This is a genomic window from Terriglobales bacterium (genome assembly GCA_035561515.1).
Classification (GTDB): Bacteria; Acidobacteriota; Terriglobia; order Terriglobales; family Acidobacteriaceae; genus DATMXP01.
Genome location: DATMXP010000055.1, coordinates 19,816 through 27,838 on the forward strand (window position 1 = coordinate 19,816; position 8,023 = coordinate 27,838).

The 8,023-nt window shown below is 58.2% G+C and carries 7 protein-coding genes; 3 read left to right on the plus strand and 4 right to left on the minus strand.

Annotated elements, in window-relative coordinates; all coding sequences use genetic code 11:
* From guaB to VN577_23805, 4 genes are all read right to left on the minus strand, one after another.
* Complete coding sequence (gene guaB / locus VN577_23790) at positions 1 to 1,512, minus strand: IMP dehydrogenase (GenBank protein ID HWR17872.1); 1,512 nt, start codon at positions 1,510 to 1,512, stop codon at positions 1 to 3.
* 95 nt (positions 1,513 to 1,607) lie between these two features.
* Positions 1,608 to 3,197 carry a tetratricopeptide repeat protein gene (locus tag VN577_23795; GenBank protein ID HWR17873.1) on the minus strand — a complete coding sequence of 530 codons (1,590 nt, stop codon included), beginning with the start codon at positions 3,195 to 3,197 and terminating at the stop codon, positions 1,608 to 1,610.
* Positions 3,181 to 3,690 (minus strand): C39 family peptidase, encoded by a 510-nt coding sequence (locus VN577_23800; GenBank protein HWR17874.1) that lies wholly within the window; start codon positions 3,688 to 3,690, stop codon positions 3,181 to 3,183. The genes VN577_23795 and VN577_23800 overlap by 17 nt, the downstream gene beginning before the upstream one ends.
* 35 nt (positions 3,691 to 3,725) lie before the next feature.
* Positions 3,726 to 4,136: a hypothetical protein gene (locus VN577_23805; GenBank protein ID HWR17875.1), complete on the minus strand. Its 411-nt coding sequence runs from the start codon at positions 4,134 to 4,136 to the stop codon at positions 3,726 to 3,728.
* Positions 4,137 to 4,806: 670 nt separating this feature from the next.
* Between VN577_23805 and rpsL the strand changes: the two genes are divergently transcribed.
* From rpsL to fusA, 3 genes are all read left to right on the plus strand, one after another.
* Positions 4,807 to 5,181 (plus strand): 30S ribosomal protein S12, encoded by a 375-nt coding sequence (gene rpsL, locus VN577_23810; GenBank protein ID HWR17876.1) that lies wholly within the window; start codon positions 4,807 to 4,809, stop codon positions 5,179 to 5,181.
* Between the two features lie 20 nt (positions 5,182 to 5,201).
* Complete coding sequence (gene rpsG, locus VN577_23815) at positions 5,202 to 5,675, plus strand: 30S ribosomal protein S7 (protein ID HWR17877.1); 474 nt, start codon at positions 5,202 to 5,204, stop codon at positions 5,673 to 5,675.
* Positions 5,676 to 5,766: 91 nt separating this feature from the next.
* The gene (fusA, locus tag VN577_23820) at positions 5,767 to 7,860 is read left to right on the plus strand and encodes an elongation factor G (protein HWR17878.1); all 2,094 of its coding nucleotides are present in this window, start codon (positions 5,767 to 5,769) and stop codon (positions 7,858 to 7,860) included.
* Positions 7,861 to 8,023: the final 163 nt, after the last annotated feature.

Sequence of the window (8,023 nt, forward strand, 5' to 3'; positions counted from 1 at the left end):
TTACTCCACCCGGTAATTCGGAGCTTCACGTGTGATGATCACGTCGTGAACGTGGCTTTCCTTCATGCCGGCTGCACTGATGCGGATGAACTTCGCCTTCTGTTGCAGTTCCGCGATGGTGCGGCAGCCGACATATCCCATGCCGGAACGAAGGCCGCCAATCAGTTGGTGAACGATCATCGCCAGTGTCCCGCGGTAGGGAACGCGACCCTCAATGCCCTCCGGAACAAACTTCGCCAGACGGTTGCTTTGGCCGTCGCTCTCTTCGGTGCCGATGTTCGCGGCAGAGTCGCTGTCCACAGACTGGAAATAGCGTTCACTGGAACCCTGCGCCATGGCTGCGAGTGACCCCATGCCGCGATAAGCCTTGAACGAGCGGCCCTGATAAAGGATGGTCTCGCCCGGGCTTTCGTCGGTTCCGGCGAACATGGAACCGGCCATCACGGCGCTTGCCCCGGCTGCCATCGCCTTGGTGATATCGCCGGAATACTTCACGCCGCCGTCGGAGATGATCGGAACGCCCGCTTCGCGAGTGGCACGGTACGACTCGGCGATCGCGGTGATCTGCGGGATGCCCGCGCCGGTTACGACTCGCGTGGTGCAGATGGAGCCGGGGCCGATGCCGACCTTGATGGCGTCGGCGCCGCAGCGAACGAGTTCGCAAGCCCCGTCGAAGGTGCCGACGTTGCCGGCGATCAGGTCCACTTCCGGCAGCTTGGCTTTCACCGTCTTCACCGCTTCGAGGACGCGGGTGGAGTGCGCGTGCGCGCTGTCAATCACCAGCGCGTCGACCTTGGCTTTCACCATCTCCTGGGCGCGCTCAAGGAAGTCGCCGGTCGCTCCGATCGCGGCGGCACAGCGCAAACGGCCCTGCGCGTCTTTCGCGGCATTCGGATACTTCAGCTTCTTCTGGATGTCTTTTACGGTGATCAGGCCCTTCAGGTGGTACTTCTCATCGACGACGAGGAGCTTTTCGACCCGGTGCTGATGCAGGACTTTTTCGGCGTCTTCGAGCGTGGTGCCGACCGGGACGGTGATGAGGTTCTCTTTCGTCATCACCTTTGAGATGGGAATGTCAGTGCGGGTCTCAAAGCGAAGGTCGCGGTTGGTCAGGATGCCGACGAGCTTCTTGTTCTTCGTGATCGGCACGCCCGAGATGCGGTACCGGCGCATGACTTCCAGTGCGTCGCTGACCTTGTGGTCCGGCGAGAGCGTGATCGGGTCCACGATCATGCCGCTTTCCGAACGCTTTACCTTGTCCACTTCTCCTGCCTGCTGCTCGATCGTGAGGTTACGATGCACCACTCCGAGCCCGCCCTGTTGGGCGATGGCGATGGCCATGCGCGACTCGGTGACCGTGTCCATGGCCGCCGTGAGCAGGGGAATGTTCAGCGTGATGTTCCGCGTAAGCCGGGTTTGCAGACTCACTTCTGCGGGCGTGACGTCGGAACGAGCAGGAAGAAGTAGAACGTCGTCGAAGGTAAGTGCCTCTGGTACTGGAAAATGGATCATGGCTTATGAATGTTCCGTTCCACTGGGGGGTAAACAAGTATTGTAGCGGTTTACGAGGGAATCGCGTAATCGGAGAAGGTGCCGAGGCGAACGAACTACTGGAGGGCCGAAACATAGAACGCGTTCCGGTGCTCGTGCAGGTTGCGTCCGTAGGTGAGGGTAAAGGTGGCAGCGCCAAGTATGCGGACCTTGAGGGCAAGCCCCGGATCGTAGAGCCAGCGCTCACTCGATTGCGAGTTGAGTGTGCGATATGGCCGGCCGATATCGAGGAACGGTCCCAGACGTAAATCGACGAAGCCGTTGTTGAATACACGGCGGGTGAACTCGAGGTTGGCGAGCAGGTAATCGCGAGCCATCGGCGCGCTGCCCTTGCGGCCATCACGAGTGCCAACATGTCCGCGAAGCAGGAGATCGTTGTCGCGCTCCGCGCCCAGCATGAACAGATTGCTGAAGGGCAAAGTGCCCCAGGAGCCTCCGCCGGAGAGACGAGAGGTGAATTCGTAGTCGCCCACCTTTCTGCCGGGAAGCCAACTGAGGTCGACCGCGGACTGCAGGCGGGCAAAGGAACTGCTTGAATCGCCGAAATTGCGGCCGATCGTCGGGGTCAAGCGCGCGGTCAGAGAAACCCTGTGCTCGGGGTCGTCGAGCAGTTTGCGTTCAATTCCGGCGAAGTATTGAAGCGAGTAGCCGCGCGCGAAGAGGTCGGGAACGGTGAGCAGCGGAGCCGAGTCGTGATTTACCGACGCGCCGGATTGCCAATTCCATTTGCCGCTGACGACCTGTTTCAGCGCGACCGCAAAGGAAAACTGTTGCGAATGGAACGGAAGAGCGGCCGCGGTGTCCGGCGAAAGAACCCAGTTCTCGTCGCGAAAATCGGCGGAGAAGGCGTATCGCAAAGATGGATTCCGCTTCAGTGGCGCCGAAACGGCGAAGCTGGCTCGCTGCTTGTCGGAATCCCAGCGTAATAATGAAGTGATGTTCACGGCGCGGTGGCCGGCGTTGAAGTACTCGGGATAAAGCGTCTGGTAAGGCAGGCCGCGGAAGAGACGAAGAAGAGCCTCAAGCTTGGTGTTGCCGAAGCCGTTCTTCTCCTGTGCGCGAATCGAGAGATCGAATTCGCCATCTGCCTTCGGCAGGAGTGAATAGCGTACAGGAGCAAAGACGCCGAGGCCCTGAAGACGCGCCTGCGAAGTCTTGAATGCATCCAGTTTCAGCAGACTCGCAGGGGCGATCGTGAGCGTGCGATCGACCAGAACCGGATCGGTCTTCGGAGCGGGTTCGAATGATATGTCGCTGACCTGTGGCCGGCCGATACGATTCCAATAGAGAAGAGCCGCGTCGAGATTACCTTCCAGCAGATAAATGGACGCCAGAAAATTGGTGGCGTACTCGTCGTGCGGATCAAGCGTGAGTGCCTGTTTCAGCAGGTTTTTTGCCTCGGGATAGTTCTTCGACTGGAAAGACAATCCGGCGAGTTCGATCGGAAATCGCTTGTCGGAAGGGAATCGGCGGCGCGCCTCGGACAAGACCTGGCGAGCCTGATCGGAGTTACCCTCTTTCGCGAGCCTTATGCCGCGCTGGAATTCGGCATCGGAATCAGACGAGGCAGGAGCCTGCGCGAACGCGAGCGAGCCTACGAGCAGCAGTACGGATATGTACGAGACGAGACTAGGTTTTCGGAACAACGAGCAGGGTCCAGCGATCGGTACGCGACCACGCTTTGTCGAAATCGCGCATATCCATCTTAAGCAGTTTTCGCCGCGCCGGATCATTCACTAGCACCACGTTTTCCGAGGTATTCACGCCCGCGACTACTACATAATGAATCGGCTGCGAAGGCTGGGCGGGTGCCAGCGCCACGATCAAAGGACGTCCTTTGGCAATGTGGTTCGCCAGGTCGTGCAACTGACCCTTGATCGCGAAAGAACGAAACCCGTGTTCCTGGAAGTACCGCGACATGGCGGATGTCTTGATGCCGCGTTCTTCCGGCGAATAAAGCTCTGCCTGGATCTGATCGGGATCGAGAGTCTCGGCCGGAATCTGACGGCCGTGTGCGTTCCAGTACTGCATTACCATCGAAATAACGGCAGAACCGCAGCCATTCGGTTTCTGCGCCACGAAGGGAACGTCGAGCCAGCGGACAGTTTGCGCCATGGCAGCGCACGTGAGCACTGCCATGGCCAAAGCTGGTGAGAACTTTCGTACTACCGATATCACGCCACAACAATGACCAGAATGATCACAGCCGTACCGAGGGCGATCAAGAGATAGGTAATCTCCTGGTTGGTTAGAGCGCCCGCGGCGAAATCGTTCTGCGCACTCTGCGCCTTTGCCGAGATCTGGGCCAACTCGTCGTCGCTGAGCTGGGAAATAGCGTTTGTTACCTGCTCAGGGTTGATGCCGGCCTTCTTCAGCGACCGGGTGGCTTGCTCCGACCCGAAGAAAGCTTTCAAGCTTTGCTCGTTCTGGCTGCGCTGGGCCGCCGATTTGAGCAGTTCTCGTTGAATGGCATCGGAGCTTACCACGTGCTCCTGCGCCAGAAGCTGTTGCGGAAGGCCGCTAAACACGGCGACCAATAAAAAGGTTGTGGTCAAACGTACAAATGAACGGAAAAGGGGTGTCACTAACTCGCTCCTTCCCGAAGTGGCAACTCAGAATAGCATGCGAAACGCATGTATCCGGAGGCTCACTTGGACGTGTACCGATAGATGCAACTTCGGAATCTTTGGTTGAATATGGGTGAAGCGAATCCGGCGGTGACATGACTGCATCTGATTGAAAAGACGAGCTGAGAGCGCGATTGGCCAGACTTCAGGAGATGAACTTCGGGGAATCGGCGAGGATGGGGTCGTACTGGTTTTTGAGAGAAGTTCATCCCAAGCGTATTCAAAGCCCGTCCAATCGCCCAATTTGTTGACGCAATTAGGCAGAGTTGTTATATTTGAAAAGTTCTGCGAGTAAGTTTGGTCTGCCTATAGCGGCTGAGCTGTATTTTCGAAGCTGAACGGAGTGTGGTTCAGCACCTCTCGCGAGAAACGAATCTGCGCTTCCTCTCACCCTGAGAGGGTATGCAGGTTCCCGAGAACGAAACGGAGTATCGCCAGTTTAGGGCGCGGTATCACCGTCGGTCTCCGACTCAATTCAGCGAATTTTCCCTGCACTTACGCCAGGGAAGTATGGTGCGCACGAGCGTATCAGCCCCGTCGTCAAGTTGTGAAACGGGTGATGTAAGCGCCGGCATGGGTTTGGCCGCGGGCCAGACAGGAATGTGCGTGCGCAAAGGAGCAATGAAGAGTGCCTACGTTTAATCAGTTGGTGAAGCAGGGCCGCACGGCGCCGAACTACAAGACGGCCAGCCCGGCTCTACAGAGTTCGCCGCAGAAGCGTGGTGTTTGCACCCGTGTGTACACCCAGACGCCAAAAAAGCCGAACTCGGCACTGCGCAAAGTCGCTCGTGTTCGCCTGACGAACCAGATCGAAGTGACGACTTACATCCCTGGCATCGGCCACAACCTGCAGGAGCACTCGATCGTGCTGATCCGCGGCGGCCGTGTGAAGGACCTGCCGGGTGTTCGTTATCACGTGATCCGTGGAACGCTGGATGCCGTTGGCGTCGCGAACCGCAAGCAGGGCCGTTCGAAGTATGGCGCGAAGCGCCCCAAGAGCTAAGAAGAGTTTAGAGAGTAGATATGCCTAGAAAAGGTCATGCATCGCTGAAACGTGAAGTTCTGCCGGATCCCGTGTACCAGTCAACGCTGGTCACCAAATTCGTGAACTCCATGATGTGGGACGGCAAGAAGAGCACGGCGGAGAACATCTTCTACGACGCCATGAAGAAGCTGGAGTCGAAGGGCGGCGACGAAGCCCTGAAGCTGTTCAAGAAGGCCGTCGAGAACTGCAAGCCGTTGCTCGAAGTGAAGACCCGCCGCGTGGGCGGCGCGAACTACCAGGTGCCGGTGGAAGTGAATCCGGACCGGCGCACTTCGCTGGCGATTCGCTGGATTGTCAGCTACTCGCGCGGACGTGCGGAAAAGGGCATGACCGATAAGTTGAGCAATGAATTGCTCGACGCGGCAAATGGGCGTGGCGGCGCAGTGAAGAAGCGCGAAGACGTCCACCGTATGGCGGAAGCGAACAAAGCATTCGCGCATTACCGCTGGTAAGAATCAACCGGAGCGCAGGCACGAGAGGCCTGCGCCACGTTGGGGTGAGGTGCCGGCCCTCTTTTTATGAGTCGGCAGATTAGGGAAAGAAGTGGCGAGACAAGTTCCATTATCGCGTTGCCGCAACATCGGCATCATGGCTCACATCGACGCCGGTAAGACCACGACGACGGAGCGCATCCTGTTCTATACGGGACGCACGCACCGTATCGGCGAGGTCCACGAAGGCACTGCCACGATGGACTGGATGGAGCAAGAACAGGAGCGCGGCATCACGATCACCAGCGCCGCGACCACCTGCAACTGGCGCGACGTTCGCATCAACATTATTGATACACCCGGTCACGTGGATTTCACCGCCGAAGTGGAGCGCTCGCTGCGCGTCCTCGACGGCGCCGTGGCCGTGTTCGACGCCGTTCACGGTGTCGAGCCGCAGTCGGAAACTGTGTGGCGTCAGGCCGATAAGTACGGTGTTCCGCGCATTTGCTTCATCAACAAGATGGACAAGACGGGCGCCGACTTTGAGCATGCGATGGACACCATCCGCAAGCGCCTGAATGCCCGTCCGGTTGCGATCCAGCTTCCCGTTGGCCAGGAATCCGCTTACAAAGGTGCCATTGACCTGTTCTCGATGAAGGCTGTTCTCTTCCTCGATGAGACGATGGGCGCCGAGTACGTCGTCGAAGAGATCCCCGAGAACCTCAAGAAGAAGGCTCAGGCATTCCATAACCAGATGGTGGAAACGATCGTCGAGAACGACGATGAGCTCCTTCACAAGTACATGGAAGGCGAGACCATCAGCCCTGAAGAGCTGAAGGCTTCGCTGCGCAAGTCGACGATCGCTCTGAAAGTTTTCCCGGTTATCTGCGGAACAGCATTCAAGAACAAGGGTGTGCAGCCGCTGCTGGATGCGGTGGTTGATTTCCTGCCCTCCCCGATCGATATTCCCGCCGTCAAGGGCCACGATCCCGACAATCCCGAGAAAGTGATCGAGCGCAAAGCCGAAGACAACGAGCCGTTCTCGGCGCTGGCGTTCAAGATCATGAGCGACCCGTTCGTCGGACAGCTCGTGTTTATCCGTGTGTACTCGGGAACGTTGAAGACCGGCGACAGCGTGCAGATTGGTGGCAAGAACAAGACCGAGCGTATCGGCCGCCTGCTGAAGATGCATGCCAATAAGCGCGAGGAGATCAACGAGATCCTCGCGGGCGACATCTGCGCTTGCGTTGGTTTGAAGAACGTCATCACGGGCGACACGATCTGCGACGAGAAGCACCCCGTGCTGCTCGAGTCGATTGAGTTCCCGGCGCCGGTTATCGCGGTTGCAGTCGAGCCGAAGACGAAGGGCGACCAGGAAAAGATGGGCTTCGCGCTCAGTCGCCTGGCGCAGGAAGATCCGACCTTCCGTGTTTCGACGGACGCGGATTCCGGCCAGACGATCATCGAGGGAATGGGCGAACTCCACCTCGAGATCATCATCGACCGCATGATGCGCGAGTACAAAGTGGAAGCCAATGTTGGCAAGCCGCAGGTCGCGTATCGCGAAACCATCCGCAAGAACTCCGAGGCGGAAGGCAAGTTTATCCGTCAGTCCGGCGGTAAGGGCCAGTACGGACACGTCAAGATTCGCATGGAACCCAACCCAGGTCACGGCTACGAGTTCGTGAACGATATCTCGGGCGGATCGGTTCCGAAGGAATACATCAAGCCGGTCGATGCGGGTATCAAGGAAGCCATGGAAGGCGGCGTTCTCGCCGGCTACGAAATGGTGGACGTGAAGGTCACGCTCTACGACGGCAGCTACCACGAAGTCGACTCCAGCGAAATGGCGTTCAAGATCGCCGGTTCGATGGCCTTCAAGGAAGCCGCGAAGAAGGCCAGTCCGGTTCTTCTCGAGCCGGTTATGTCGGTGGAAGTCGTGGTTCCGGAAGAGTTTATGGGCACGATCGTCGGCGACCTGAACAGCCGTCGTGGACGCATTGAAGGCCTCGAGCATCGCGCCGGATCGCAGGTGGTGAAGGCGATGGTTCCGTTGAGCGAAATGTTCGGTTATGCGACCAACATGCGTTCTTCCACACAGGGCCGTGCGACGTACTCGATGCACTTCGCCCGGTACGAAGAAGCGCCGCGTTCGGTGGCGGAAGAGATTATTGCCCGCGTTCAGGGCAAGGCAGTTTCGAAGTAACGAGTTTCAGGAGCAGATCTAAATGGCGAAAGAAAAGTTTGACCGCAGCAAGCCGCACGTAAACATCGGGACGATCGGACACATTGATCACGGCAAGACGACGTTGACGGCGGCGATCACGAAGGTGCTGGCGAAGCACAATCCGAACATCAAGTTCCGTTCT